Annotated in this window: 1 tRNA gene; it reads left to right on the top strand. The window is 53.5% G+C overall.

The window, feature by feature from the left end:
- Window positions 1–32: 32 nt before the first annotated feature.
- Window positions 33–109: transfer RNA gene (locus MUU47_RS00005), tRNA-Arg, on the top strand.
- Window positions 110–228: the final 119 nt, after the last annotated feature.

Raw genomic sequence — 228 nt, 5'->3', positions numbered from 1 at the left:
CATTGAGTCAGCAGCACCTTAGTAATTCCGATGCATCCGTAGCTCAGCTGGATAGAGTACTCGGCTACGAACCGAGCGGTCGGAGGTTCGAATCCTCCCGGATGCACCATCTTCATCAGTGTTGCGGCATGATGAGTGACATTGAGTCAGCAGCACCTTAGTAATTCCGATGCATCCGTAGCTCAGCTGGATAGAGTACTCGGCTACGAACCGAGCGGTCGGAGGTTC

Origin of the sequence: Scandinavium hiltneri, from assembly GCF_024764835.1 — a bacterium.
Classification (GTDB): domain Bacteria; phylum Pseudomonadota; class Gammaproteobacteria; order Enterobacterales; family Enterobacteriaceae; genus Scandinavium; species Scandinavium hiltneri.
This window is presented reverse-complemented; position numbering and strand designations above follow the sequence as displayed.